The sequence below is a fragment of the Blastococcus sp. HT6-4 genome, from assembly GCF_039679125.1.
Classification (GTDB): Bacteria; Actinomycetota; Actinomycetes; order Mycobacteriales; family Geodermatophilaceae; genus Blastococcus; species Blastococcus montanus.
The window spans coordinates 2,935,465-2,961,496 of record NZ_CP155551.1 but is presented as its reverse complement, the minus strand read 5'-3'; the positions used below and the strand labels follow the sequence as shown (position 1 = coordinate 2,961,496).

At 73.7% G+C, this 26,032-nt stretch carries 25 protein-coding genes; 17 read left to right on the top strand and 8 right to left on the bottom strand.

The genetic code is table 11. The features are described 5' to 3' along the window. Positions 1-42 precede the first annotated feature (42 nt). Together ABDB74_RS14120 and ABDB74_RS14115 are read left to right on the top strand one after the other, a co-directional pair. Positions 43-2,223 (top strand): Ldh family oxidoreductase, encoded by a 2,181-nt coding sequence (locus tag ABDB74_RS14120; RefSeq protein WP_346619310.1) that lies wholly within the window; start codon positions 43-45, stop codon positions 2,221-2,223. Positions 2,224-2,301: 78 nt separating this feature from the next. Further along, positions 2,302-3,474: an MFS transporter gene (locus ABDB74_RS14115; RefSeq protein ID WP_346619309.1), complete on the top strand. Its 1,173-nt coding sequence runs from the start codon at positions 2,302-2,304 to the stop codon at positions 3,472-3,474. 50 nt (positions 3,475-3,524) lie between these two features. Here the strand turns inward: ABDB74_RS14115 and ABDB74_RS14110 are convergent, their stop codons facing one another. After that, positions 3,525-4,754: an MFS transporter gene (locus ABDB74_RS14110; protein ID WP_346619308.1), complete on the bottom strand. Its 1,230-nt coding sequence runs from the start codon at positions 4,752-4,754 to the stop codon at positions 3,525-3,527. 67 nt (positions 4,755-4,821) lie between these two features. Continuing rightward, positions 4,822-6,045 (bottom strand): L-2-hydroxyglutarate oxidase, encoded by a 1,224-nt coding sequence (gene lhgO, locus ABDB74_RS14105; RefSeq protein ID WP_346619307.1) that lies wholly within the window; start codon positions 6,043-6,045, stop codon positions 4,822-4,824. A gap of 138 nt (positions 6,046-6,183) precedes the next feature. On the opposite strand from lhgO, the gene ABDB74_RS14100 reads away from it, so the two are divergent. The 4 genes from ABDB74_RS14100 to ABDB74_RS14085 are packed head-to-tail and all read left to right on the top strand — an operon-like array spanning position 6,184 to position 9,523. Next, entirely contained in the window at positions 6,184-7,071 is an 888-nt protein-coding gene (locus ABDB74_RS14100) for a dihydrodipicolinate synthase family protein (protein WP_346619306.1), read from the top strand. A gap of 32 nt (positions 7,072-7,103) precedes the next feature. Continuing rightward, a complete protein-coding gene (locus ABDB74_RS14095; protein ID WP_346619305.1) occupies positions 7,104-7,958 on the top strand; it encodes a fumarylacetoacetate hydrolase family protein in 855 nt (284 codons plus the stop codon). 3 nt (positions 7,959-7,961) lie between these two features. Continuing rightward, entirely contained in the window at positions 7,962-8,750 is a 789-nt protein-coding gene (locus ABDB74_RS14090) for an SDR family oxidoreductase (protein ID WP_346619303.1), read from the top strand. Further along, positions 8,750-9,523 carry a fumarylacetoacetate hydrolase family protein gene (locus ABDB74_RS14085; protein WP_346619302.1) on the top strand — a complete coding sequence of 258 codons (774 nt, stop codon included), beginning with the start codon at positions 8,750-8,752 and terminating at the stop codon, positions 9,521-9,523. Before ABDB74_RS14090 ends, ABDB74_RS14085 begins: the two co-directional genes overlap by 1 nt. 118 nt (positions 9,524-9,641) lie before the next feature. Here the strand turns inward: ABDB74_RS14085 and ABDB74_RS14080 are convergent, their stop codons facing one another. Further along, complete coding sequence (locus ABDB74_RS14080; protein WP_346619301.1) at positions 9,642-10,262, bottom strand: hypothetical protein; 621 nt, start codon at positions 10,260-10,262, stop codon at positions 9,642-9,644. Positions 10,263-10,451: 189 nt separating this feature from the next. Between ABDB74_RS14080 and ABDB74_RS14075 the strand changes: the two genes are divergently transcribed. Further along, complete coding sequence (locus tag ABDB74_RS14075) at positions 10,452-11,192, top strand: alanyl-tRNA editing protein (protein WP_346619300.1); 741 nt, start codon at positions 10,452-10,454, stop codon at positions 11,190-11,192. Positions 11,193-11,220: 28 nt separating this feature from the next. Here the strand turns inward: ABDB74_RS14075 and ABDB74_RS14070 are convergent, their stop codons facing one another. After that, on the bottom strand, positions 11,221-11,685 hold the full coding sequence (locus ABDB74_RS14070; protein ID WP_346619299.1) for a hypothetical protein: 465 nt from the start codon (positions 11,683-11,685) through the stop codon (positions 11,221-11,223). Between the two features lie 467 nt (positions 11,686-12,152). After that, entirely contained in the window at positions 12,153-12,734 is a 582-nt protein-coding gene (locus ABDB74_RS14065; RefSeq protein ID WP_346619298.1) for a DUF6318 family protein, read from the bottom strand. 147 nt (positions 12,735-12,881) lie between these two features. On the opposite strand from ABDB74_RS14065, the gene ABDB74_RS14060 reads away from it, so the two are divergent. From ABDB74_RS14060 to ABDB74_RS14050, 3 genes are read left to right on the top strand one after another with little or no spacing between them, the layout of a single operon-like run. Further along, a complete protein-coding gene (locus ABDB74_RS14060) occupies positions 12,882-14,417 on the top strand; it encodes an AMP-binding protein (RefSeq protein WP_346619297.1) in 1,536 nt (511 codons plus the stop codon). A gap of 52 nt (positions 14,418-14,469) precedes the next feature. After that, positions 14,470-15,519, top strand: a complete 1,050-nt coding sequence (locus ABDB74_RS14055) for an LLM class F420-dependent oxidoreductase (RefSeq protein ID WP_346619296.1) — start codon at positions 14,470-14,472, stop codon at positions 15,517-15,519. After that, entirely contained in the window at positions 15,516-16,667 is a 1,152-nt protein-coding gene (locus tag ABDB74_RS14050; RefSeq protein ID WP_346619295.1) for an acyl-CoA dehydrogenase family protein, read from the top strand. Before ABDB74_RS14055 ends, ABDB74_RS14050 begins: the two co-directional genes overlap by 4 nt. Positions 16,668-16,675: 8 nt before the next feature. On the opposite strand, the gene ABDB74_RS14045 is transcribed toward ABDB74_RS14050, so the two are convergent. After that, the gene (locus tag ABDB74_RS14045; RefSeq protein ID WP_346619294.1) at positions 16,676-17,101 is read right to left on the bottom strand and encodes a hypothetical protein; all 426 of its coding nucleotides are present in this window, start codon (positions 17,099-17,101) and stop codon (positions 16,676-16,678) included. Positions 17,102-17,151: 50 nt separating this feature from the next. Further along, positions 17,152-18,186, bottom strand: a complete 1,035-nt coding sequence (locus tag ABDB74_RS14040; protein WP_346619293.1) for a glutathione S-transferase C-terminal domain-containing protein — start codon at positions 18,184-18,186, stop codon at positions 17,152-17,154. Between the two features lie 219 nt (positions 18,187-18,405). On the opposite strand from ABDB74_RS14040, the gene ABDB74_RS14035 reads away from it, so the two are divergent. After that, positions 18,406-20,094, top strand: coding sequence for a hypothetical protein (locus ABDB74_RS14035; RefSeq protein ID WP_346619292.1), 1,689 nt, complete (start codon positions 18,406-18,408; stop codon positions 20,092-20,094). A gap of 3 nt (positions 20,095-20,097) precedes the next feature. Here ABDB74_RS14035 and ABDB74_RS14030 read toward each other — a convergent pair whose 3' ends face one another. Further along, positions 20,098-20,517: a DUF1810 domain-containing protein gene (locus ABDB74_RS14030; protein ID WP_346619291.1), complete on the bottom strand. Its 420-nt coding sequence runs from the start codon at positions 20,515-20,517 to the stop codon at positions 20,098-20,100. Between the two features lie 55 nt (positions 20,518-20,572). Here ABDB74_RS14030 and ABDB74_RS14025 point away from each other — a divergent pair, with 55 nt between their 5' ends. The 6 genes from ABDB74_RS14025 (at position 20,573) to ABDB74_RS14000 (ending at position 26,030) form a co-directional block, all read left to right on the top strand. Continuing rightward, on the top strand, positions 20,573-21,151 hold the full coding sequence (locus tag ABDB74_RS14025; RefSeq protein ID WP_346619290.1) for a TIGR03086 family metal-binding protein: 579 nt from the start codon (positions 20,573-20,575) through the stop codon (positions 21,149-21,151). Between the two features lie 106 nt (positions 21,152-21,257). Next, on the top strand, positions 21,258-21,551 hold the full coding sequence (locus ABDB74_RS14020) for a hypothetical protein (RefSeq protein WP_346619288.1): 294 nt from the start codon (positions 21,258-21,260) through the stop codon (positions 21,549-21,551). A gap of 132 nt (positions 21,552-21,683) precedes the next feature. After that, the gene (locus tag ABDB74_RS14015; RefSeq protein ID WP_346619287.1) at positions 21,684-23,099 is read left to right on the top strand and encodes a DUF4407 domain-containing protein; all 1,416 of its coding nucleotides are present in this window, start codon (positions 21,684-21,686) and stop codon (positions 23,097-23,099) included. 26 nt (positions 23,100-23,125) lie between these two features. Continuing rightward, positions 23,126-23,575, top strand: a complete 450-nt coding sequence (locus tag ABDB74_RS14010) for a hypothetical protein (protein ID WP_346619285.1) — start codon at positions 23,126-23,128, stop codon at positions 23,573-23,575. 88 nt (positions 23,576-23,663) lie between these two features. Then, a complete protein-coding gene (locus ABDB74_RS14005; protein WP_346619283.1) occupies positions 23,664-24,197 on the top strand; it encodes a DUF4916 domain-containing protein in 534 nt (177 codons plus the stop codon). Between the two features lie 66 nt (positions 24,198-24,263). Continuing rightward, positions 24,264-26,030, top strand: a complete 1,767-nt coding sequence (locus ABDB74_RS14000) for a bifunctional diguanylate cyclase/phosphodiesterase (RefSeq protein WP_346619281.1) — start codon at positions 24,264-24,266, stop codon at positions 26,028-26,030. The last annotated feature ends 2 nt before the right edge of the window (positions 26,031-26,032 follow it).

Here is a 26,032-nt window from a genome sequence, read left to right as displayed (position 1 = left end):
GGGGGAGCCGGACGCCGGGGTGGTCACGACCACGGTCGGCCGGTGGCCGGTGCAGCGGTGATCCGCGTCGCGCTCCTCCCCGGCGACGGTATCGGGGAGGAGGTGCTCGACGGTCCCTCGCGACTGCTCCGGCAGCTCGCCGAGCGGGGGGTCCTCGAGGTGACCGGCCCCTGGCCGGTCGGCGCGCGCGCCGCGGCCGCCACGGGGGAGGTCCTCCCCGAGGAGACCCTCGCCGCCTGCGACGCGGCCGACGCGATCCTCCTCGGCGCGGTCGGCGAGGACCCCGGGGTGCCGGCCGAGGTCTGCCTCCGGCCGGAGGTGGCGCTGCACCGGCTGCGCGAGCGGTACGACCTGCGGATCTCGGTCCGGGACATCCCGATGGGGGAGGGTGCCGACCTCACCGTCGTCCGCAACCTGCTCGGCGGTTCCTACGGCACCGGGCCGGGCGACCGGACCTACGCCGAGGACGGCGGCGAGGCGGCCGACGTCCTCCGGCTGACCCGTGAGCGGATCGCCGAGGTGGTCGGGCTGGGCATCGACCGGCTGCAGCGACGCGGCGGTGGCCGCCTGGTCTCGGTGGACAAGGCCAACCTGTACGCGACCGGGCGGTTGTGGCGGGAGGTCGCCACCGAGGTCGCCGGCCGGCGCGGCGTGCCGGTCGAGCACCGCTTCGTCGACCGCGCGGCCTTCGAGCTCGCAGCGGGCGGTGCCGTGCCGGACGTGATCGTCACCGAGGGGCTGCTCGGTGACATCCTCAGCGATCTCGCGGCCGGCCGTGCCGGCTCCCCGGCGCTGTGCGGATCCGCCGCCATCCATCCAGGGGAACCGGTGCGGGGGCGCTGCCGGGGCCTGTTCGAGCCGGCCCACGGTTCGGCCCCGCGGCGCACGGGTCGCGACCAGGTGAATCCGCTCGGCGGCTACCTCGCGCTGGTCGCGCTGCTGCAGCACTTCGCCGAGACCCGAGCGCTCGGGGACCGGCTGCGGACGGCCACGGCGACGGTGCTCCGCCACGGGCCGTGGACCTACGACCTCGCGCCCGATGGTGTGGCCGCCGCCGGGACACGCGACGTCGCCGACGCCGTCCTCGCTGCCTTCGGCGCCGAGCCGGCCGGCGTCGGGGCCGTCGACGCGGTCGCGGAGCCGGCCGTCCGCGTGCCGGCCGACGACCTGCGCGTGTGGACGGTGGACGTGCTCGAGGCGGTGGGCGTGCGGCAGACCCACGCCCGGGAGGTCGCCCACGTGCTCGCCTACGCCGACCTGTCCGGCATCGACTCGCACGGCATCGCCCGCCTGCCCGCCTACGTCGCGATGATCGGCAGTGGGGCGATCACCGCCGACGCGGAACCGACGGTGCACTCCGACGGTGGCGCGGTCGCGCTGGTCGACGGGCACGGCCTGCTCGGCCACCCGGTCACCGCGGTGGCGCTGCGGGAGGCGGTGGAGCGGGCGCGACGGCTCGGTCTGGGCTGGGTGAACGTGCGGGACAGCAGCCACCACGGGGCGAGCGGCTCCTACGTCCACGACGCGGCACGACAGGGCCTGGTGGCCATCGCCGCGACCAACACCGGGCCGATCGTCGCGCCCACCGGATCGGCCCGCCCCTACTTCGGAACGAACCCGTTGGCGCTGGGCATGCCGGTGACCGGCGAGGAACCCATGGTCTTCGACATGGCGACGTCGGCGGTCGCCGGCGGCAAGTTCGAGATCGCGCTGCGCCTGGGCACGCGGATCCCGCTGGGCTGGGGGCTGACGGCCGAGGGGCGACCGACCACCGACCCGGGCGCGGTCTATCCGGGCAAGGGTCCGCTCCTGCCCCTGGGCAGCGACCGGGAGCACTCCAGCCACAAGGGCTACGGCCTGGCGCTGCTGGTCGAGCTCCTCACGGCCGTGCTCGCCGGAGGGCCGTTCGGTCCGGGTGTCGGCAACCTGACCGCCCGCGCCGCGTCCGGCCCGCCCCGGACCAGCCACCTGGTCGTCGTCCTGGACCCGGCACGGCTCGGAGACCCGGCGCGCATGCAGGCCGAGACCCAGCGGCTGCTCGGCGAACTGCGTGCGCTCACCCCGGTCGACCCCGGGCTGCCGGTACGGACACCCGGCCAGCGGGCGGCGGCCGAGCGGGCCCTCCGACGGGTGGAGGGCGTGCCGCTGGACGCCGAGACCCACGCGGCCCTGCGGCAGCTGGGGGAGCGGGTCGGCCGGCCGCTGGATGCGCCCGCTCGGTGACCGGACCGCCCCCCCGGAGCCGGAGCCCCGGCGTCGGCCCGCCCGATCCTGCAGGCCGGCGCCGTCTCCGTCCTGGGGGTGCTGCCGGCCTTCCTCGTCGGCGCACTGGCGGTGCAGATCCGCGCCGACCTCGAGGTGGGCCTAGGGCTGTTCGGCCTGGCGGCGGCGACGCTGTTCGCCGTCTCCGGCGCGTGCGCGCGGGCGGGCGGCCGGCTGGTGCAGCGGCTCGGGGCGCGCAGGGGCGCGGTGCTGGCCGCGGTGCTGGCGATCGGCGCGCTGGTCACCATCGGCACCGCCTCGTCGGCCGGCTGGTTGATGGCCGGCCTGGCGATCGGCGGGCTGGGCAACGCGGTCGCCCAGCCCTCGGCCAACCTGGGCATCTCCGAGCTGGTGACCGAGCACCGGCTCGGGCTGGCCTTCGGCATCAAGCAGTCGGCGATCCCGGCGGCCACCCTGCTCGGCGGGCTGGCGGTGCCCGGCGTCGCGCTGGTCCTCGGATGGCGCTGGGCGGTCGCCGCGGCGGTCGCGCTCGCGGTGCTGCTGCTCGTCGCGGCGGCAGTCGGCGGGCGGGACGCGCGGCCCGGGCCCCGGACCGCGGAGACCGGCGCGCCGGACAAGGGCCTGCCGCGCGGCGGGCTGCTGGTCCTGACCCTCGGCGGGTTCCTCGGCGCGGCCTCCGCGACGTCCACCGGGGTCTTCCTCGTCGACTCCGCGGTGGCGGCGGGCGTAACGCCCGGCCGTGCCGGACTGCTGGTCGCCGCCTGCTCGGTGCTGGGGCTGGGAAACCGGATCGGCTTCGGGTGGCTGGCCGACCGGCACCCCGACCGGAGCCGCTACCTGTTCATCGCCAACCTACTCACCGGCGGCGCCCTCGGCTACGGCTTCCTGGCCACCGGGCAGACGGTGCTGTTCGTCCTCGGGGCGGCGATGGCCTACGGCCTGGGCTGGGCCTGGACGGGCCTGTTCCACTTCGCCGTGATCCGCGACAACCGGGCCGCCGCCGCCTCGGTGACCGGGTTCGTGCAGACCGGCCTGTCCCTGGGCGCAGCCGGCGGACCGCTGCTCTTCGGCGTGGTCGCGCAGACGTCCTCCTACACCGCCGCCTGGCTGACCGCCGCGGTGCTCAGCCTGCTCGCCGCCGTCACGATCCGGCTCAGCCGCCGCATGGTCCGCCGCTCGCGCGGGCTGCCGGTGGCCGGCCTCCGCCGCCGTGCGCCGGCGCAGGACGAGGGCCTGCAGGCGCCCACCTGACACCGGCGTCTGACCGGGAACCGGGGCGACCGCTGCCGCCGTGGACGCGATCAGGCGTGCCGGGACCGCCGCCGCAGCTCCTGCGCGGCCACCAGACCGGGCCGGTCCCGCATCAGCATCCGGCGGCCCTGGACGATCACCGCTCCCGCGACCACCGAGACCGCCGCCGTGGCGTACCAGGCGACCGCGTACGACGTCGCGGCGACGAGGACGCCGAAGAGCAGGGGCCCCAGCGCCGCCCCGGCGCCCATCCCGCCCTGGGTGATCGAGGTGGCGCGGGCCGCCATGCCGGGGTGCATCCGGGCCACGGAGTAGGTGGACAGCCCGGCCCACGCCCAGCCGGTGCAGTAGCCGATCACCGCGCCGACGGCGACGAGGACCTCGACCCCCGTGCCCAGCAGCGCGTAGGAGAGGCCCCCGATGGCCATCTGGGCGGCGACGACCAGCAGCCAGCGGGTGCGCACCCGGTCGGCCAGCCAGCCCAGCGCGATCCGGGCCGTCGCGCCGGTGGCGCTGGCCACCGCGGCGAGCAGCCCGGCCGTGCCGGGGGAGATGCCGGAGTCCACGGCGGTGGCGACGAAGAACGCGCCGAGCGAGTTGCCGGTGGCCGCACCGAGCATCAGCCCGCAGGCGAGCACGACGAGCGCGGCGCGGCGGAAGGGGCCGGCGGCCTCCGACGCGGCGGCGGCCCCCCGGGGTGGCAGCCGGTTGCCGGCGGGGACGGTCAGCATCACCAGCAGGGCCAGGCCAGCCCCGATGACGAACGCCGGCCGCCAGCCCAGCGGGATGGCCACCAGCGGGACGGCGGCGCCGGCGAGCATGGTCGCCAGCGGGATCGCCGCCTGCTTCGTGCCGTAGGCCAGCCCGTGGCGGTCCGGTGTCACCGCCCGGGCGATCAGGTCGTTGCTCGCCGGCTGCCCGACGCCGTTGCCCCAGCCGGCGACCAGCAGCGCCCCGACGAGCACCGGGGTGTGTTGGGCGGCCACGGCGATGAGCAGCATGGCGGCGGCGGCCAGGAGCGCGGACAGCCGCACCACCGGTGAGGTGCCGAAACGCCGCACCACCATGCCGGCGGTCAGCGACGCCAGCCCGGAGACGAGGAAGAAGCAGGCCACCAGGACGCCGAGCAGCGAGGGGCCGAAGCCCAGGTCCTCGCGCACCTGCACCCACAGCACGCCGACCATGTACGGCGGCAGCACCCCGACCGTCGTGACGCTGACGGCCGCGGTGGCGGCGGCGCGGGAGGTCGCCGGGCGCCGGGCCCCCGGAGGCGGGCGCACGGCTGTCAGTCCCGCGGCGGATCGGCAGAACGGCGCCCGGGGCGCGCCCGGCGGGCAGCGGCTCCGGTCACGGCTCCCGGCCGCGGTCGAGGAGGTCGTCGACGATGCGCTCGGCGATCGCCAGGGAGGACGTCGCGGCGGGGGAGGGGGCGTTGCGGACCGCGACGACGGCCCCGGTGCGGGTGATGCGGAAGTCGTCGACCAGGCTGCCGTCGGACCCCAGGGCCTGCGCCCGGATCCCGGCCGTGGCGGGGACCAGGTCGGCGACGGTGAGCTCGGGGACGTAGCGCTGGGCGGCGGCGGTGAAGGTGCGCTTGCTCAGCGACCCGCGCATCTCGGCGATGCCGGTCCTCCAGTGCTGGGCGGCGAATCTCCGGAAGCCGGCGTAGCGGACGATCTCGGCCAGCTCCCGGGGGCTGACGTCGCGCTTGCGGTAGCCCTCCCGCGCCAGGGCCAGCACGGCGTTCGGTCCGACGAGCACCTCGCCGTCGAACCGCGGAGTCAGGTGCACGCCGAGGAACGGGTAGCGCGGGTCGGGGACCGGGTACACGAGGCCGTTGACCAGGGCTCGCTTCTCCGGGACCAGGGCGAAGTACTCACCGCGGAAGGGCACGATGCGGGGGGCCGGGACGTCGCCGGCGAGCTCGGCCAGCCGGTCGACCTGCAGGCCGGCGCAGAGCACCACCTGGTCGACGACGAGCTCCTCGCCGGTGGCCCCCTGCACGACGACCTCCTCGGCCGGCCCGCCGGTGGTGTGCCGCAGCCCGGAGACGGCGAACCCGGTGCGGATCGTGGCCCCGGACGCCTCGGCGTCGCCGGCCAGCGCCCGGGTGATCCCGGCGTAGTCGACGATCGCGGTGGTGGGGGAGTGCAGGCCAGCGATCCCGGTGACGTGCGGCTCGAGCTCGTGCAGCTCGGCCCGGTCGATGATTCGGATGCCGGGGACGCCGTTGGCGCGGGCCCGCTCGGCGATGGCGTCCAGCCGGGACCGCTCGGCGGCGTCGAGGGCGACCAGCACCTTGCCGATCTCCTGGTAGCCCAGGCCCTTCTCGGCGCAGAACTCCCGCAGCAGGCCGACCCCACGGCGGCAGAGCAGGGCCTTGAGCGAGCCGGGTTCGTAGTACAGGCCGGCGTGCACCACGCCGCTGTTGCGGCCGGTCTGGTGGGCGGCCAGCCGGTCCTCCTTCTCCAGCAGCGTCACCCGGGCGTCGGGCCGCAGCTGGAGCAGCCGGCGCGCCACCGCGGCACCGATGATGCCGCCGCCGACGACGGCGAAGCGCGAGGCGGTCATCGTCCTCCGATCGTGCTCCCCGCGACGGTCCGGGCCGGACCGGGGAGACGGTGACGGCAGCCGCTACGGTGTGCTTGTGATCCCAGTCACCGAGTGTCGCAGCCGGGTCGTCCGGACGTTCGCACGGGGTGTCCGGCGGTGAGCACCCTCCGGGGTGTGCTGCCCATCACGCTGACGCCGTTCACCGACGACGGGGAGGTCGACGAGGGCAGCATCGACACCCTCGTCGAGGACTACCTGGGCGCGGGGGCGCACGGCCTCACCATCCTCGGCATCATGGGCGAGGCCGCCAAGCTCCTCGACGACGAGCGGGAGCGGGTGCTGCGGCGCTATGTGCAGGCGACCGCAGGGCGGGCGCCGGTCGTGGCCGGGGTCTCGGCCCGCGCGACCCGCATGGCGCTGGACTACGCGCGCCGGGCGGAGGACGCCGGAGCCGCCGCGGTGATGCTGGCCCCGCCCGAGAACACCAGGAACCTCGACCTGGTCTTCGAGCACTTCCGCCGGGTGGCCGAGGCGGTGTCGGTGCCGGTGGTCGTGCAGGACGAGCCGGTCAACACCGGCGTGACCATGCCCGCCCCCTTCCTGGTCCGGCTGCTCGACGAGATCGAGGGCTGCCGGTACCTCAAGCTCGAGGAGACGCCGACCCTGCCGAAGATCACCGCGGTGCGGAACGCGGTGCGCTCGCCGGTGGGCATCTTCGGCGGGCTCGGCGGCGTGTACCTCTACGAGGAGCTGCTGCGCGGAGCCGACGGGATCATGACCGGGTTCGGGTTTCCGCAGGTCCTGGTGGGCACCTACGAGAAGTTCGTCGCCGGGCAGCGGGCGGAGGCGCAGGCCTACTTCTTCCGGCACCTGCCGCTGATCCGCTACGAGGCGCAGCTCGGCGTCGGTGGTGTCACGATCCGCAAGCAGGTGTTCGCCCGGCGGGGAGCCATCAGCTCGCCGCACGCCCGTTTCCCGGCCCCGCCGGTCGACGACCTCACCCTCGCCGAGCTCGACGACCTGATCACCGCCGTCGGACTCTGAGCGGCCGTTCCCCCGAGAGCTAGGAGCCCCCTGTGCGACTGACGTCCCTGCGGATCGACGGTGCCGAACCGGCGGCGCTGGTCCGCCCATCCGGCGCCGTACTGCTCACGGCGGTGAACGAGGCGCTGGGCACCACCTGGTCGGGCACGGTGCAGGAGCTGCTGGAGAAGGGGGAGGTGGAGGCGCTGCGCCAGTGGGTGGGCGGCGCCCCGGCCGGGCTGCTCGACGACCTCGCCATCCCGCAGGACCGGCTGGTGCACGCGCCGCTCTACCGGCGTCCCCGCAAGATCTGGGGGATCGGGCTGAACTACGTCGAGCACGCGGCCGACCTGTCGGAGAAGGCGCCGTCGACCGAGCCGGCCAGCTTCCTGAAGCCCGACACCGCGATCATCGGCCCCGGTGACGCGATCCGGATCCCGCCCCAGTCGCAGCGGACCACGGCCGAGGGCGAGCTCGGGCTCGTCATCGGCACGGAGTGCAAGGACGTCGACGAGGCCGACGCCGCCTCGGTCGTCGCCGGGTTCACCACGGTCGTCGACATGACCGCCGAGGACATCCTCGAGAAGAACCCGCGGTACCTCACCCGGTCGAAGAGCTTCGACACGTTCTTCAGCTTCGGTCCCGAGCTGGTCACCGTGGACGAGGTGCCCGACGTCGACGCGCTCGAGGTCTCGACGATACACAACGGCGCGGTGCACCGGCGCAACGTCGTCTCGAACATGACCTTCCGCCCGTGGTGGCTGGTGGCCTTCCACTCGCGGGTCATGACCCTGCTGCCGGGCGACATCATCTCGACCGGCACCCCCGGCGCCGTGCACATCCGGCCGGGCGACACCGCCGGCTGCTCGATCGTCGGCTTCCGTGACCTCTCGAACCCCGTGGAGTGATTGATGGACCTGGATCTGACCGGCAAGGTCGCGCTCGTCACCGCGGCCAGCAAGGGTCTGGGCCGGGCGACCGCCACCCAGCTGGCCGCCGAGGGTGCCCGCGTGATGATCTCCAGCCGCGGTGCGGAGCAGCTGGCCCGGACCGCCGCGGAGATCGCCGACGCCACCGGCGCCCAGGTGGAGCACTGCCCGGCCGACGTCTCCGACGCCGGCGGCCTGGCCCGGCTGCTGGCGGAGACCGAGCAGAAGCTCGGTGGGGTCGACGTGCTGGTCAACAACGCGGGCGGCCCGCGCCCCGGGGGCTTCGACGCCCTCGACGACGCCGCGTGGGCAGAGGCCTTCGAGCTCAACCTGATGAGCACCGTGCGGTTGTTCCGCGGCGTGCTGCCGCACATGCGGCAGCAGCAGTGGGGCCGGATCGTCACGATCGCGTCGTCGTCGATCAAGCAGCCGATCGACAACCTGCTGCTCTCCAACACCTACCGGGTGGCTCTGCTCGGGCTGTCGAAGAGCCTGGCGACCGAGTTCGCCCCCGAGGGCGTGCTGATCAACGTGGTCGGCCCCGGCCGGATCGCCACCGACCGCGTGGCCGGGCTGGACGCCGCGCGTGCGGAGAAGTCGGGCATCTCGGTGGAGGAGGCCCGGAAGCTGAGCGAGAAGACGATCCCGCTGGGTCGCTACGGCACCGCGGAGGAGTTCGGCAAGGTCGTCGCCTTCGTCGCCTCGGGCGCCAACACCTACCTGACCGGGCAGCACCTGCTGGTCGACGGCGGCATGGTCAAGGCCATCTGATGCGCCTGGTCCGCTACACCGACGCCGGCAGCAGCACGCCCTCCTACGGCCTCGTCGAGGGCGACGGCGAGGACGCCGTCGTCGTCCGGCTCGAAGGCCCGCCGTTCGACGGCGTCCGGCGGACCGAGGAGCGCACCCCGCTGGCCAGGGTCACGCTGCTGGCTCCGGTCGAGCCGAGCAAGGTGGTCGCGCTCGGGCGCAACTACGCCGAGCACGCCAAGGAGCTCGGCAACGAGGTTCCCGCGATCCCGATCGTGTTCCTCAAGCCCTCCACCGCGGTGGTCGGGCCGGACGCCGAGGTCCCGTACCCGGCGCTCACCTCGGACCTGCACTACGAGGGGGAGCTCGCCGTCGTCATCGGGCGGCGGTGCGTGGCCGTCCCGGCCGAGGACGTCGCCGGCGTCGTCCTCGGCTACACGGTGGCCAACGACCTCACCATGCGCGACATCCAGAAGTCCGAGGGGCAGTGGACCCGCGGCAAGGGCTTCGACGGCTCCTGCCCGCTGGGCCCGTGGGTGGAGACCGAGCTCGACCCCTCGGGGCTGTCGCTGCGGTCGACGGTCAACGGCGAGCTGCGCCAGGACGGCACGACCGCCGACATGCTGCGCGACGTCGCGGCGTGCGTCTCCTGGGTCAGCCAGGCGATGACCCTGTTGCCCGGCGACGTCGTGCTGACCGGCACCCCGGCCGGGGTGGGCTCGCTGCAGCGCGGCGACGAGATCGCGGTGACCATCGAGGGCATCGGCACGCTGCGCACCCGCATCGCCGGCTGACGCGGACGCGGCGGGACCCGGCGGCCCGGCCGGGTCGGCATCGATCACCGCCCGTGACCGTGTCGGTGCTGCCGCTCGGGTCGGCGCCCGCTGCGAGGGAGGCTGGCCGAACCCGCGGTCAGACGGTCTCGGGGACGCGCAGCTGGGCGACCACCAGGTCGAAGGTCGCCACCTCGACGACGCGGGTGCCCATGTGCCGGGTGAACTCGTGCCGGAGCTCGGAGGCGCGGTCCAGGGCCTCGTGCATCTGGTCCCGGCTGGCGTAGGTGACGGCGGTCGTGGCGCGGCCGTCGGCGGGGTCGACGAGCATGCTGACCGAGCAGAAGCCCGGGAGGTCGACCAGCCGCGGCACGATGCTGACCCCGAAGGCGTCGATCATCCGGTCCAGCCGTTCGGGGCGGCCCTGGGTCCAGGTGACCCGGGCGCAGGCTCCGTCGCCCGTGGGGCGGAACCGGTGCAGGACGGCGATCGACCACTCGTCGACCACCGCCGGCCCACCGAGGATGTCGGACGTGCGGGCACGCATCGCCTTCACCTCGCGGGCGCTGCGGTGCAGGGCGGCGGTGTCCTCCCAGGCGCTGGTGACGATGCACCGGCCCGAGTGCCGGTCGGCGAGCATGGACAGCCCGACGAACCCGTCCATGCCGAGGACGGCGGGGAGCACCCGGTCGCGGACGTAGAGGATGCCCCGCTCGACGTTGGCCGGGGTGCCGGCGATGGTGGTGGAGCGCGCGTACATGCGACCGTTCCTCTCGCGAGCAGGCGAGCACCGGACGGCGTCGCCGTCCTGCCCACTGTCCTCCCGTCGACGGCACTTGGGAACAGTTCCGGACGTGCCCGTTCCGTCTGGTCGCAGCGCAGCCGATCTCGGTCCACTTCCGCGCAGAGGCCCTGTCACGGGAACGGGTCCGGGCGGCACCATGCGGACGTGACCACCGCGACCGGCCATCACGGGCACACCCACCGCCTCGATCTCGCCGACCCCACCGTCCGGGAATGGAACGCGACCGTGCTGGCCGTCGAGCCGGAGCAGGGCATCGTGCTCGACAGGTCGGCCTTCTACCCGGGAGGCGGCGGCCAGCCGCCGGACGAGGGCGTGCTCCTCTGGGGCGGCGTCCGCACCCGCATCGCCGGTACGCGCAAGGGCGACGAGCTCTACCTGATCCCCGTCGAGGGCGATCCCGTTCCGCCCGTGGGAACGGCTGTCCGCGGTGCGCTCGACGACGAGCGGCGCACCCAGCTCATGCGCACCCACTCCGGACTGCACGTGCTCACCGGCGTCGTCTTCCGGGACTTCGGCGCACTGGTGACCGGGGGCAACATGGAGCCGCTGACCGCGCGGATGGACTTCGACCTGACCGAGGTGCCGCCGGACTTCAAGGAGCGCATCGCCGAGTCCGTCAACGCCGAGATCGCCGCCGACCGCCCCATCGAGGTGAGGACGCTGCCGCGTGACGAGGCGTTCGCCATCCCCGACATCATCCGGACGGCGACCAACCTGCTCCCACCCGACATCGAGGACGTGCGGATCGTCGACATCGTCGGCCTCGACACCCAGGCCGACGGCGGCACCCACGTGGCGTCGACGTCGATGGTCGGCCGGGTCGAGGTCGTGAAGATGGAGAACAAGGGCCGTGGCTTCCGCCGGCTGCGGATCCGCATCGTGTGACCCTGTGCGGCGCCCCGGCGAACACCAACTAGTCGTACGGGTTGGTGAGGACGGTCCGGGCCTGGAGGACGTCGAAGGTGACCGGTGGACCGTCGGTGGTGGTGGTGCCGGGGACGTCAGCCGGTGCGCTGCCGTCGACGGTGAACGTGGCGCCCCAGGTGACCGTGAGGTGGGCGGTGTAGGTGCCGGACCGGTAGGAGTGCTCGATGGTGTGGTCCGGATACGGGGCGCCGGGGTCGGTGGTGGTGATCTGTCCGGCGGGGTCGCCGGTGTGCCAGGTGAACCGTTCGGCGGTGGCTTCGATGACGACGTCGAAGCCGCGGATGTCGACGGTGAAGGTCTGGGTGGTGGGGGAGTCGGTGTAGAAGATGACCGGCAGTCCAGTGAGGCCGTCGCCCGGCGGCTGGTGCTGGGTCGTCAGCTGGGGGAGCGGAAGCCGCTGGAAGTAGGAGAAGACCTCAGCCGGTGATGGCGGCGGATTGAGGTCGGTCACGTCGATGCACGCGCCGCCCTCTTGGATCCACCCGCCGTACGGCGTCCCCGGAGGCGTTCCAGGCAGTGGAGTGGAGCCCTCTACCGGCGTGCCATCGGCTTGAGCCAGGCGCTGCCGTTGGACGAGTCGAAATTGAATGAGCCGCCCCTCTATCTGAGGGCAGACCCGCTGGTTGCGGGCGTCACAGGAAACAGTCGCTGCGTCCTCGGCTGTGCAGGCCAGCCGGAGACGCCAGGTGTACAACGGCGGTTCGGGTGGGGGCATGTTGGATGCTCGTCTGATCCCTGTTCCGTCGTCGCTGGTTATGAACCGCGCCGAGATGTGGACACTGCCCTTCTGGGTCGAGGAGTCCACGCAGAAGATGCCGCAGTTTGCCTCTGGTTCGTCCTCGGCGGCAGCAGGTGAGCCGGTCAGTAGAAGCGAGAAGACGAGCGCACCACTGCAAACTCCTGCGAACAGGCGCCAGCTCACTCAACGACCCATTGGCGCATGACCCAAGTGGCGCGTGCATCGTCCCAGTGCAAGATGCCGCCGCCGCCAGAGGTCGCATGTTCGGGGAACGATCGACCTTCGATGGGCTGGTCATCCATGGTTATGGAAAGCGGTGCCTGCTTGACATCGAACACCAGCTGCGCTTCGTCGCCGGTCAAGTAAGGCGGAGTGCTCCCGACGATGGTTACCTGGCCGCCGTCGTACTCCTGCTCACTGGCGGCCACGCGATCAACCTGGTCGGCCAGCTGATCGCACGTTTCGCATTCGCGGCTGAGGTCGCGCATGTACGAGGTGTCGAGTGAGCGCATGGCGTGGTTGTAGACCTCGACGTAGTACTCGGTGAACGCCTGCGCGCCCTCGGCCGTCTGCTCCCGGGCCTCTGCAGGCATCGGCAGGTCGGGAGGACCCAATGGCGGCAGCGCCTCGGTGGTCGGAGCCGCGTTCGTCGGCAGGGTGGTGTTGGCTTCCTGCTTCTCCGAGCAGCCGGTGAGGGCCAGCGTTCCGAGCATCAGCAGGGCGAGGATCGTCCGGACCGGGCCTCCACGAGGATCACGCACAGCGGGAGACTACGCAGAGTCCGGACGTCTGCGGTTCCGTAACTGTGGACAGCCGGCTGTCGCCGCCGGATCGGGTGACGGGTGCCGCGAGGAGACCTGGCTCACCGGCGCACAATCCGACGGATCGGCCGGACGGACGGGGGACGCATGAGCACGGGCAGCACCGCGACGGGGGAGTACCCCTTCGACACGAGCGGCATCGAGACCGGCGCCGACGGGGTCCGCCGGTACACGGGCCTGCCGGAGAACGTGGTCCGCATGCTCGCCGGCGTCGTCGCGGCACGCACTGACCGCGTCGCCATCGTGGAGCTCGGTGGCCCGCAGCTCACCTACGCCGAGCTCTGGCAGCGGGCGATGCGCGTCGCCGGCGGGCTGCGCGACGCCGGGGTGACCACCGGTGACCGGGTCGCGGTCCAGCTGCCCAACGGCGTGGACTGGGTGCTCGCCTTCTGGGGCGCCCACCTCGCGGGCGCCGTCGTCGTCCCCATGAACACCCGGCTGGCCCCGGCCGAGGCCGAGTTCATCCTCGCCGACTGCGGCGCCGCCCACGTCGTCCGCCCGGGGGAGCCCCTGCCCGACGGGGAGCCCGGGGAGGTGCCCGACCCGGCGCACACCGACGTCGCCGCGCTGTTCTACACGAGCGGCACCACCGGCCGCCCCAAGGGCGCGATGACCACCCACGAGAACTTCCTCAGCAACATCGAGTCGGTCGTCCGCTGCCGCGAGCTCAGCCGCGACCCGGAGGCGTCCCACGCCACGCTCGTCTCGGTGCCGCTCTTCCACGTGACCGGCTGCAACTCGCAGTTCCTCACCCAGATCGCCCTGGGCGGCACCTCGGTGCTGATGCCGCGGTTCGACGCGACGGCGTTCCTGGCCGCCATCCCCGAGCACGGCATCACGCTGCTCACCAGCGTCCCGACGATCTACGAACTGGTGCTGCGCCACCCCGCACTGGCGACCACCGACGTCTCCACCGTCCGCACCCTCAGCTACGGCGGCGCCCCGATCGCCCCCGAGCTCGTGCACCGGCTGCGGACGGCGTTCCCGAACGCCCGCCTCGGCAACGGGTTCGGCCTCAGCGAGACCTCCGCGCTGGCCACCTTCCTCCCGCACGAGTACGCCGAGACCCACGCCGACGCCGTCGGGTTCCCCACCCCGGTGAACGACATCCGCCTCGACCGGCCCGACCCGGTGACGGGCGTCGGCGAGCTGCTGGTGCGCGGGCCGAACGTCGTCGCCGGGTACTGGGGTGACCCGGTGCGGACGGCGGAGACGTTCACCGACGGCTGGCTGCACACCGGCGACCTCGCGACCGTCACCGACGGCATCGTGCGGATCGTCGACCGCGCCAAGGACATGATCAACCGCGGCGGCGAGAACGTGTACAGCGTCGAGGTGGAGAACGCCCTCGCCGAGCACCCCGACGTGCTCGAGGTCGCCGTCGTCGGCGTCCCCGACCCGGTGATGGGCGAGAAGGTCGGCGCGGTGGTCCTGCCGAGGCCCGGGGTGGCTCCCGACCGGCTCGTGCCGTCGTTGGCCGCCTTCGCCCGCGAGCGGCTGGCCGATTTCAAGTGCCCGCAGTTCGTGCGGGTCATCGAGGGGCCGCTGCCGCGCAACGCCGGTGGCAAGGTGCTCAAGGCCCCGCTGCGCGAGCCCGAGGGCTGGGTCGCCGTCCCGCGGTAGTGGTCCGTCGCCTACGTTGCCGGTGACCGCTCATCCGGCGACAGGAGCACCCGTGCGCATCGGCATGCCCATCTCCTACAGCGGCGGCTTCGACCGCGCCGCCGCCGCGATCGCCGAGTACGAGAGCGCGGGGCTCGACACGGTCTACGTGGCCGAGGCCTACTCGTTCGACGCGGTGAGCCAGCTGGGCTACCTCGCCGCCCGGACGACGACGCTGGAGCTGGTCTCCGGGATCCTCAACATCTACTCGCGGACGCCGTCGCTGCTGGCCATGACCGCCGCCGGCCTCGACTTCGTCTCCGGTGGCCGCTTCACCCTCGGCATCGGGGCGTCCGGCCCGCAGGTGGTCGAGGGCTTCCACGGCGTCCCCTACACCGCGCCGCTGGGCCGGACCCGCGAGGTCGTGGAGATCTGCCGGACGGTGTGGCGCCGCGAGCGGCTGGACCACCACGGCCGGTACCTCGACGTGCCGCTCACCCCCGAGCGCGGCGGCAGCGGGCTCGGCAAGCCGCTGAAGCTGATCAACGAGCCGGTGCGGCCGCGGATCCCGATGCTGCTGGCCGCCATCGGGCCGAAGAACGTGGCGCTGGCCGCGGAGCTGTTCGAGGCGTGGCAGCCGGCGTTCTTCCTGCCCGAGGGCAGCGCGACGGCGTTCGGTGACGCGCTGGCCGAGGGCACCGCCCGGCGAGATCCGGAGCTGGGGCCGCTGCAGGTCGTCGCCGACACCTCCCTGCTGATCACCGAGGACCCCGCGGAGGAGGCCGCCGCGCTCGACCGCGTGCGGGCCAACCTGGCGCTCTACGTCGGCGGCATGGGCGCCCGCGGGAAGAACTTCTACAACGACCTCGCCGGGCGGTACGGCTTCGCCGAGCAGGCCGGCACGGTGCAGGACCTGTACCTGGCCGGACGCAAGGACGACGCCGCGGCCGCCCTGCCCGAGGAGTTCGTGCGGGGGATCGCGCTGATCGGCCCCCACGGGCACGTCGCCGAACGGGTCGCCGCCTTCCGCGACGCCGGCGTCACGACCCTCAACGCCACCCCGCTGGCCGCCGGCCACGATGAACGGCTGCGCTCGATCGAGACGCTGAAGGCCCTGGCGTGACCGTGCTGGACGAGCAGGAGCGGGAGCTGGTCGCGCTCACCGCCGAGTTCGTCGACCGGCGGGTGCGCCCGAGGGTGGCCGAGTTCGAGGCGGAGGACCGCTACCCCGACGACTTCATCGAGGAGATGAAGCAACTGGGCTTCTTCGGCCTCCTGGTGCCCGAAGAGCACGGCGGCACCGGGGTGAGCACCGCCTGCTTCGCCCGGGTGACCGAGGAGCTCGCCCGCGGCTGGATGAGCCTCGCCGGGGCGATCGGCGGGCACTCGGTCATCTCCTACCTGCTGGCCACCGTCGGCACGGAGGAGCAGCGGGCCGCCTACCTGCCGCGGATGGCCGACGGCGGGCTGCGGGCCACCATGGCGCTGACCGAGCCCGGCGGCGGCAGCGACCTGCAGGCGATGCGCACCGTCGGGACCCGGGTGGGGGACGAGTACGAGATCCGCGGCAGCAAGACCTGGATCTCCAACGCCCAGCACTCCGGGCTCATCGGGCTGCTGTGCCGCACCGACCGCGACGCCGTCCCGGCGCACACCGGGATGAGCGTCCTGCTGGTCGAGCCCGGCCCCGGCCTGACCGTCTCGGAGAAGATCCCGAAGCTCGGCTACCGCGGGATCGAGGCCTGCGAGCTGACCTTCGACGCGATGCGGGTGCCGGCCGGCGCCGTCCTCGGCGGCGAGCCCGGCCGGGGCTGGGTGCAGATGATGCGCGGGCTCGAGGTGGGCCGGGTGCAGGTGGCCGCCCGGGCGGTGGGCGTCGCCCAGGCGGCGCTCGCCTCGGCCACCCGGTACGCGCAGGAGCGCGAGTCGTTCGGCACGCCGATCTGGAAGCACCAGTCGGTGGGGAACCTGCTCGCCGACATGGCCACCAAGGTGCAGGCCGCCCGGCTGCTCACGCTCGACGCCGCGGACAAGCTCGACCGCGGCGTCCGGGCGGACATGGAGGCCGGGATGGCCAAGCTGTTCGCCTCCGAGACGGCGATGCAGGTGGCCCTGGACGCCATGCGGGTGCACGGCGGCTACGGCTACTCGAAGGAGTTCGACGTCGAGCGCTACTTCCGCGACGCGCCGCTGATGATCCTCGGCGAGGGCACCAACGAGATCCAGCGCAACGTCATCGCCGCCCAGTGGATCGCCCGGCACGCGATCTGACAAGACCATCAGCGGCCCCGGAGCCACGACGGCGCCTCGACCAGCGGGAGCACGCTGCCGCCCGCCGCCAGGTGCAGGCTCCAGGAGTCCCCGTCCAGCACCGGGCGCAGGGCGTCGGCCCACGCGACGTCGTCCGCGGTGACCGCCGGCTCACCCGGCCGGCACAACGCCAGCGCGAGGTGACCGGAGCCCCCGAGCTGGTCGTGGAGGACCCCGGCGTGCACCTCGCGGAGACCGGCGAGCAGGGCCGGGTCGGGACGCTGCGGGAGGTCGTCGACCGGCACCACGATCGGCAGCTGCCGGCCGTCGGCGCCGAACCAGGTCAGCCAGAGGCTGCGCGCGCCGAACTCCGGCGGATCGAGCACCGCCAGCCAGCGGTCGGTGAGGTCGGTGGCGGAGCGGACCGGGACATCGGCGAGCGGGGGTGTCGTCATGCCCGACACCGTGGCAGGCCGGAGCGGCCTGCCACGGCGTTGTCCACAGGTCAGCGGTGCGCGATGCCGCCCGGACCGTGCTCGGCCGGCACCTGCTCGGCCGGCGGGGGCGGCCCGGGCGGGGTGCCGTCGCCGAACGGGCGGCCGCCGAGCTCCTCGCGGTGGTGCGGCGTCAGCCAGCCGGAGGTGTCGGGGCCCTTCGGGATGATCTGCGTCGGGTTGATGTCGGCGTGGACGACGTAGTAGTGCTCCTTGATCTGCGGGAAGTCGATCGTGTCGCCGAACCCGGGCGTCTGGAACAGGTCGCGCGCGTAGGCCCAGAGCACCGGCATCTCGCTCAGCTTCTGCCGGTTGCACTTGAAGTGGCCGTGGTAGACGGGGTCGAACCGCGCCAGGGTGGTGAACAGCCGGACGTCGGCCTCGGTGATCGTGTCGCCCATCAGGAAGCGGCGGTCGGCCAGCCGCTCCGACAGCCAGTCCAGCGCGGTGAACAGCCGGTCGTACGCCTGGTCGTAGGCGCGCTGCGAGCCGGAGAACCCGCAGCGGTACACCCCGTTGTTGACCTCGGTGTAGACCCGCTCCATGACCTCGTCCATCTCGTCGCGGAGCGGCTCGGGGTAGAGGTCGGGCGCACCCTCGCGGTGGTGGGCGGTCCACTGGGTGGAGAAGTCGAGCGTCATCTGCGGGAAGTCGTTGGTGACGACGGCGCCGCTCGGGACGTCGACCATCGCCGGCACCGTGATGCCGCGCGAGTACTCCGGGTCGCGGGCGAAGAAGGCCTCCTGCAGCCGCTCGTAGCCCAGCACCGGGTCGCGGCCGCCGGGGTCGAGGTCGAAGGTCCAGCTGCGCTCGTCGTGGGTGGGCCCGCACAGGCCCATCGAGATGGCCGGCTCGAGGCCGAGCAGCCGGCGCACGACCACCGCCCGGTTGGCCCACGGGCAGGCGCGGGCGACGACCAGCCGGTAGCGGCCGGGCTCCACCGGCCAGCCGTCGGCCCCGTCCCCGGTGATGCGGTCGGAGATGTACTTGGAGTCGCGCTGGAACTCTGCTTCGACGTAACCGGAACCGCTCTTGTTCTCACTCACCGCGGGAGCGTTCCCGATGCCGACCGACCTCACACCACCGGGAGGACTGCTTTCCGGTGACGTGTCCGAGCCGGTGGGTATAGCTCCCGAGCACTTAGGAACCGCCTCGGGATCAGCGGGCAGCTCGCACCGGTGGCCGCTCCCGCTGGAGTATCGCCGCGCAGGAGTTCGGGTTCCGTCACAGACTGGCCGCACCCTGACGAGGAAGGACCGGTCCGGATGACGTGCGACCTGACGCGGATTCTCGGGACTGTCCCTCCTTCGGCGTCCAAGACGTTGCTCTGGTCAGGCGCCGGAGTGTCGGCCGAGGCGCCTACGAACGGTCCGCTGGGCGTCACACTGACCGAGGAAGCTCTGGATCGGCTCTTCCTGCCGGGCACGCGCGAAGAAGTCGACGCGGTCTTCTCGTCGTTCGGGCGGAGCGGTCCGCGGCTGGAGTCGGTCCTCGGCGTTGGGCTCCAGGACGACGCCCATGGCCTGGCCGGGCTCGGACTTCTGGACCAGCTCGCAGCGGGTGAGCCCAACCGGCTGCACCGGTTCTTCGCTCGGCACGTCGCCGTCGGCGGTCGCCACGTAACGGCGAACTTCGACCTGTGCATCGAACGGGCACTCGCCGCCCCGTCTGCGGCGGCGGCGATCCTGCACTTTCACGGGCGCCTGGACGACCCGCCTTCGGTGCGGGCCGGGGGCAGTGTGGCGCTCCTGCAGCACGGGTTGTCCGACTCGGTCGCTCATGAACTGGCGGGCTGGCTGGGAGCCGCCGACCTCGTCGTCTTCCTGGGCTACAGCGGCAGTGACTACTTCGACGTGGACCCCTTCTTCCGGCAGTGGGTGAAGACGGGCGCGGCCCGAGGGAAGACGTTCCTGTGGGTGGTCCACGATGAACAGCCGGCCGACCCCCCAGACGTTGTCCTCGGGGCCTCGTGTCGGCAGCCGCAACTCGAGGCATTCCACAGCGCAGGCGGACGGGCCATGCAGCTGCACGCTCGTACGGCGGACGTACTAGCCGCGCTGGCTAAGGAGTGGCGGCTGGAGCCGCCCGAGCCCGCGGAACCATGGCAGGGGTATCGGCGGCGGAGTTCCCCGCTCGGCTCTGCCGGGGCACGCGCCGCCGCCACCACGCTCCTGTGGGACCACGTCGGCTCCTCGGAACGGGTCCTCCGCCACCTGCCGGACGCGTCGCTGCCCACCCGCCGCTCCTCCGCCCTTGCGGCCGAGGCCGCCTGGGGCTCGGGTCGCTACGGGCTCGCGCGCCGGCACTACCGACGCGCACACGCCGGTCGCGCGGTCGTCGACCGGGTGGCGCGGTGGGAGCGAATCGGTGCCACCTTGTGGGTGCAGGGGCGCTGGACGGCGGCCGTCGTCGTCCTGGCCCTGACGCTGCGCCTCGCGGAACGGCGGGGTGTGGATCCCGGGCCGGTACCCGAGACACTCGTCCGGGTGCTCGACCACATGCGGCGATCACCGGACACCCGATGGCTGTCGATGCTCCGTGTCGCGCGGTGGGCACACGAGCACATTCCGGACCCCGATCCCCGTGGTCAGGGCGTGGCGCTCGCGGCCCGGTTCGGTGATCTGCGCGGAAGGCTGGACGGGGACGAGGAGCGCCGGGTCGACGAGGCACTGGCCTCGTTCACGCAGTTCGACTCCCTTCACGCGGTCCTGAACTTCGTACACGGGGGGATCCGTCGATCGGCGGAGTCAGGCAGGGTCGACGTCGCTACGGTGCGCCGCCAGGTCGCCCTGGCCACCGCGCTGGGGCGGCCCGAATCCCTGCACACCCTCGTGCTCATGCCCGGCCTGGGCGCGTACTTCGGGTGGCGCGATCGGCTGTCCAGCGCCTTTGCGCTGCAGATCAGTTCGTGGCACCGGCTGCGCCGCTTGGCAGCCGGGAATCGGCCCCGCTGAGGGTCAGAGGCGGCTGGTGGTCGCCTCGTCCTCGACGCCGTCGAAGTAGTGGTCGAGCACCTCGCGGAAGATCGCCGCGCCGGGCGCGGCGTGCGCGAAGAGCGTCATCGACGACCGCAGCTTCTGCGCGTCGACCTCGCCCAGCACCTGCACCGGGTCGGCGGTGTCGAGCGCGGTGAGCGCGCGGGCGCACTCCACCAGCCGGCGGCCCAGCACGGGGTGCGCCAGGTAGGCCCGGGCCTCCTCCAGGCCGGAGATCGCGAACCGCTGCGCCATGCCGCTGCGGCCCAGCCCGGCGACCTGCGGGAAGACGAACCACATCCAGTGGGTGCGCTTCCGCCCGTCCTGCAGCTCGGACAGGGCCTGTTCGTACGTCTGGGCCTGGGCGTCGAGGAACCGGCGGAGGTCGGGGGAAGCGGTCACCCCGCCAGCGTCCTCCACCCGATGAGTTCGCGGTCCCGGGGGAGTCCTCTCCGGCATGCAGACGACGACCGTGGACCTGGGCCCGCAGACCGATGAGGCGGCACGCGTGGTCGCCGGGGTGCGCGACGACCAGCTGGGCGACCCGACACCGTGCGAGGGGATGCCGGTCGCCGGCCTCCTCGACCACCTGGTCGGGTTGACGCTGGCCTTCCGACTGGCCGCGGAGAAGGCGGCGTTCGACGGCGGTCCCTCGGCCGACGCGGCGCACCTCGCGCCCGACTGGCGCACCCGGCTGCCCGCGCAGCTCGAGGCGCTGGCCGCCGCCTGGCGGGCACCCCAGGCAAACCGTGGAGAGGCGGAGGTGGCCGGCGTCCGGATGCCGGCGGCGGCGATGGCCGTCGTCGCCTGGAACGAGGTGCTGGTGCACGGCTGGGACCTCGCCGTCGCCACCGGACAGCCGTACCGGCCCGACCCCGCGGCGGTCGAAGCCTGCCTCGCGATGATCGGCGACCGCAGCGACACCACCGGTGAGCCCGAGGGACTGTTCGGGCCGGTCGTGCCCGTGCCGGACGACGCCCCGCCGTTCGACCGGCTGCTGGGGCGCACCGGCCGCGACCCGCGCCGGCCGGCCTGATCGCCGCACCCGGGGGACGTGTCGAAGCCGTGTCATCTGCCGCCGTCGCCGCGTGGGAACGGTGCGGGCGGGGCAGAGCAGGCGCATGACCACGCGAGGAGGACGCATGCGCAAGACCACACGGATGCTGGCCGGTGCCGTGCTCGCCGCCGGCCTGGGCCTGACCGGCTGCGGCGAGGACGACACGCCTGCCCTGGAGGAGGGCACGACGGTCGACGAGCAGTTCGACACGCCCGAGGGCGGCGACGAGGACCCGAACACCGTCGACCGGGGCACCGGTGGCATCCAGGAGGACGAAGAGGCCGGTATCGACGACGGGACCACGTTCGGGGACGAAGAGGCCGGTATCGACGAAGGGACCTCGTCCGAGGACCAGAACAGCATCGGCTCCGACGACTGACGCCGCGACGCCCCGATCCCCGGGGCGAGATCCATCACGGTCGGCGGCCGTGCGCGGTCGCACCCCGGCCTGCCGATAGAGGCAGGTGGGCGACGGTCCTTTCGCGACCCCCGTCGCCCGGGGGTGCACTGCATGAGCGAGCGACGACGTCGGATCGGCGACGGGCTGGCGGTTCTGGCCGGCGCCCGGCCGGACGTGCTGGCCGCGGCGCCCGGCGCCCGCCCGCGCTTCGTCGCGCTGGGCGGGGTGCTGCTGAGCACGGGGGCGCTCGCCGCCGTCTCGGCCGCCTTCGCGGTGTCGATGGCGCTGGGAGTGTGGTGGCCGCTGGCGCTGCTGGTCGGCCTGGGCTGGGGCGCCGTCGTCGTCAACCTGGACCGGATGCTGCTGGTCGGGATGGCGCACGACAGCTCGCTCAAGCGCAACCTGGTGATGGCCGTGCCGCGCGTCGGGCTGGCGCTGGTGCTCGGCGTCGTCGTCGCGACGCCGCTGACCCTGCAGGTGTTCCACAAGGAGATCGACGCCGAGATCGTCGTCATGCAGGCCGAGGCGGCCGATGCCCACCGCACCGCGCTGGAGGCCGACACCCGGTTCGCGGGCCTGCCGGCGCTGGAGGAGCGGATCGCCGCGCAGGAGGCGGTCATCGCCAGCGGGGGGCGCAGCGACGCCGGCCTGGCCTCGGTGCGCGGCGGGGTGGTCGAGAAGCAGGCGGCGCTGGACCAGGCCGTGGCGGTGGGCCGCGAGCTCGACGCCAAGGCGCAGTGCGAGCTGGACGGCACCTGCGGCACCGGCGACGCCGGGACCGGCGAGGCCTACGCCCAGGCGCGCGCGGCGGCCGACGCCCAGGCGGCGGTCGTGGCCGCGGCCCGGTCGGAGCTCGCCGCCGCGACCGCGGCGGTGTCCGCCGCCGAGGGGCGCAGCGCCTCGCTGGCGGCGTCGTCCCTGGACGGCGACCGCGCCGAGCTGGCCCGGCTGACCGCGGAGCTCGATCGGCTGCAGGCCGCCTTCGACGAACGGAACGAGGGCTCCGGCGGCATCCTGCTGCGCCTGGAGGCACTCGACCGACTGGGCGACAAGAGCGGGACCCTGGCCGCCGCGCAGTTCATGCTGTCGCTGCTGTTCATGTGCGTCGAGGTCCTGCCGGTGCTGATGAAGCTGCTGCTCAACTTCAGCCCCCCGACCGCCTACGACCGGCTGACGGCGCTGCGCGACTCCGGTGACGTGGAGATCGAGGAGCTCGCCCAGGAGTCGCGGCGCACCGTGGCGCAGGCCAAGGAGGAGCTGCTGGTGATGGCCGAGCGCGAGCGGGTCGACCGGCAGAAGGAGGCGATCCTGGCGCGGCGCCGGGCGACGCTGGCCGAGGTGGCCGCGCGGACCGAGGGCGCGCGGAGCGAGCCGGCGCCGGCCCCGGTGGCTCCGGCGGAGGAGCCGGTGGAGGCGCAGCGGATGTGGGACACCGGCCCGATCCGCGAGCTGGCCCGCAACGCCGCCGTCCGGACGGTGCGGTCGGTGCGCCGCCGCCCGGCCGACCGGGAGCCGACGCCGGCCTGACGCCCGGCGGTTGAGAGCCTGCTGCCATGAGCACCGACGACCCGAACCCGAGCGGCAGCACCGCTGCCTCCGGCGACCCCGATGCGACGCCACCTCCGGCCCAGCCGGTCGTGGAGCCGACCGTCGGCGCGTCCTACGGCATCCCCCCGGCCGGCATCGGGCCCCCGGTCACCGGTGACCCCGGCTGGGCGGAGCGGATCAGGGGGCTGCCGATCGCCCCGATGGTGGCCCTCCTCGTCGCGGCCGTCGGGATCGCCACGTTGATCCTCTGGCGCGGCAGCCTCGACGACCAGGACGCCGCCACCGAGGCGGCGTTCGCCGCGTGGATGGCCGAGCAGGGCGCCGAGCCGGAGACCGTCGAGTGCGACGGGAACACCTGTGCGGCGATCGTCGACGGCACGGCGTACACCGTGCTCGTGCAGGAGGACGAGGACGGCCGGCAGCACTTCGGCATCGCCGCCTACACCGGTGACTGATCCCGTCGGCGTCCGCCGGCCCCACCTCCGCCGCGCCGGACACGGGGCTCGCGCGCGTCCCGCGGGCGACGTCGGCTAGACAGTCCCCATGACGGACGTGACGACGGCGACCGGTACCAGCTGGCTCTCCCGGGAGGAGATGGACGCCGCCCGCGAACGGCTGCCGATCCTCTACGTCGACGTGGTGCCGGTGCGCGTCGACGACCACGGCACGGTCACCTCGGTCGGGCTGCTGCTCCGGGCGGGTGAGGACGGGCAGATCAAGCGGGCCCTGGTCTCGGGGCGGGTGCTTTACCACGAGCGGGTGCGCGCAGCCCTGCTGCGGCACGTGGAGAAGGACCTCGGCCCGCTCGCGCTGCCGCGGATCCCGCCCGCCCCGCAGCCGTTCACCGTCGCGGAGTACTTCCCGACCCCCGGCGTGACGCCGTTCCACGACCCCCGGCAGCACGCGGTGTCGCTGGCCTACGTCGTGCCGGTCGAGGGCGACTGCGCCCCGCAGCAGGACGCGCTCGAGCTGACCTGGTTCTCCCCTCTGGAGGCCCGGGAGCCGGCCGTCCTGGCCGAGCTGGCGAACGGGCAGAGCGCGCTGCTGCTGCAGGCGCTGGCGCACCTCGGCGTCTGACGCCGGGGCACCCTCCGGGGTGACGGCCGCTTCAGTTCCGCTGGTGGACGACCGACACCCCGTTCCATGCGGATCAGTCGGATGGCTCCGGAGGTGGCCACCCCGCGGGTCGTCGCCCGGACCGGCGGCCTGCTCACGGCCATGGGCGGCCTGGCCGCGATCGCGCTCGTCCTGGGCTCTCCCGGCGGCCTGGCCGGCATCCACCCCGCGATCAGCGCGCTCGGGCCGGCCACGACCGTGCTCGGTCTGGCGGTGATGCGCTGGGGCCACCGCATCCCGCGGGTCTTCTTCCAGGTGCTGATGATCGTCGGCGCCGTCGGCATCGGCGTCTTCGGCTACTGCTCACCCACGGTGGACGGCGCGGTGGCGGTGCTCGCCCTGATGGCGTTCGCCTCGATGGACGCGTTCCTGTTCTTCCCGCTGCTGTGGGGCCTCGGCTTCCTGGTCGAGCTGCTGGCCATCGGTGCGGTCGTGGTCGTGCTCCGGGGTGACGTGGCCGTCGGCCCGGCGCTCGTCCTGGGCGTGCTCGTCGTCGGCTCGGCGGGGGCCATCGGCGTCCTGGCCCGGCGGGCGGCCAGCGCCGGCGAGGACGCGCTCACCGGCCTGGTCAACCGGCGCGGCTTCGACGAGCTGCTGGACGCCGCGGTGCGGACGGCGATGCGCACCGGCGAGCCGCTGGCGGCAGCCCTGTTCGACCTCGACCACTTCAAGGCGGTCAACGACTCACGGGGCCACGCCGCCGGCGACGAGCTGCTGCGCGCGGTCGCGGACACGTGGCGGCAGGCGCTCCCGCGGGGCGCGGTCCTCGCCCGGCACGGCGGGGATGAGTTCTCGCTGCTGCTGCCCGGGCACGACGGCGACCGGGCGCTGCGCTGCGCCGACGCGCTGCGGGCGGCGCTGCCGGGGATCGGCACGTCGGTCGGCGTCGCCCAGATCGAGCTGGGCGACTCCCCGTCGGACCTGATGCGGCGGGCCGATGCCGCGCTGTACCGGGTGAAGACGCTCGGCCGCGGGCGCAGCGAACTCGACGCCGGAGGACAGAGCCCGATGGCCCGCGACCTCGCCACCGCGCTCGCCGACGGGCAGGCGGGCGGGCTGTCGGTGCACCTGCAGCCGATCGTCACCCCGGCGGACGGCGAGATCGCCGGCGTGGAGGCGCTGGTGCGCTGGACCCACCCGGAGCGCGGGATGGTGCCGCCGATGGACTTCGTGCCGGTCGCCGAGCAGGAGGGGCTGATCGGTGCGCTCGGGGCCTTCGTGTGGGTGGCGGCGTGCCGGGACGCCCGGACGCTGTCGGACGCGCTGGGCCGCGACCTCGTCCTGACGGTCAACGTGTCGGGGCTGGAGCTGGACGACCCCGGCTTCCCCGACCGGGTGCTGGCCGCGCTGGCGGGCACCGGCTGGCCGGCCGGGCGGACCGTGGTCGAGGTGACCGAGAGCCTGGTCGAGGCGGAGACGACCCGGTCGGTGCGGGCGCTGCACACGCTGCGCGCGCACGGGCTGCGGGTGGCGATCGACGACTTCGGCACCGGCTACTCCGCCCTGTCGCGGCTCGACACGCTGCCCACCGACTACCTGAAGCTGGACAACTCGTTCGTCTCGACGATCACGACGTCGAGCCGGCGGGCGCGGTTGCTGCGCAGCGTCATGGCGCTGGCCGACGCGCTGGACCTCGTGCTCATCGCCGAGGGGGTGGAGACGCCCGAGCAGGCTCGGACGCTGCGGGAGCTGGGCTGCCCGCTGGCGCAGGGCTACCTCTACGGCCGGCCCCGGCCGGTGGGGGAGCTGGTGGCCGAGCTGACCCCGGCCGCGGAGGCCGCGGTCGGGTCGTAGTC